The sequence below is a fragment of the Pseudoalteromonas sp. SANK 73390 genome (assembly GCF_054966645.1).
Window position 1 is genome coordinate 1 of sequence record NZ_ARPN01000026.1, and the last position, 468, is coordinate 468.

The 468-nt window shown below is 40.2% G+C and carries 1 pseudogene; it reads right to left on the reverse strand.

Going from position 1 to position 468, the window contains the following annotated elements:
* Positions 1 to 105: 105 nt before the first annotated feature.
* Positions 106 to 468 (reverse strand): annotated as a pseudogene (locus tag SANK73390_RS02290) (transposase); the annotation flags it as partial.

The window sequence follows — 468 nt, forward strand, 5'->3', positions numbered from 1 at the left end:
ACTATTTTTAGTTTTATCCTAGAGTTTAAGAGGTAATTGCAAAAAAGTTAGTCGCGGTTTTGCCTACTTTATCAGCATGATTGGTGTTTTTTGTTGTTGAGTTATTTAAGCGAATAGCTTTTCACATTGACTGATGCCTGTTCGCCGTTTTACTTCTAAATGAGTATAATAGCCGTCAAGCTTATTGGGTCGCCCTACTGCCCCTTTGAACACTTTGCTAAATTGTGTGGTGAGTTTTAACCAGTTTTCAGGTGCTATGTTTAATCGTTCTAAAATAGGAAGAGTGCGTTGCTCTATATGTCCGCGTTTATCTTCTCGTATACAGCGGCCCGTTAGCTCAACTAATTCTAAATAAGACTTTAACTCGAAGGGCAGCCCTTTGGGCATGTGTTTTCTGGGGCTACCTGCAAAGCGAGCGAGTTGTTTGGGTTGTTTAGCGTCTTTGGCTGATTTAATTCGCTTTTGAAC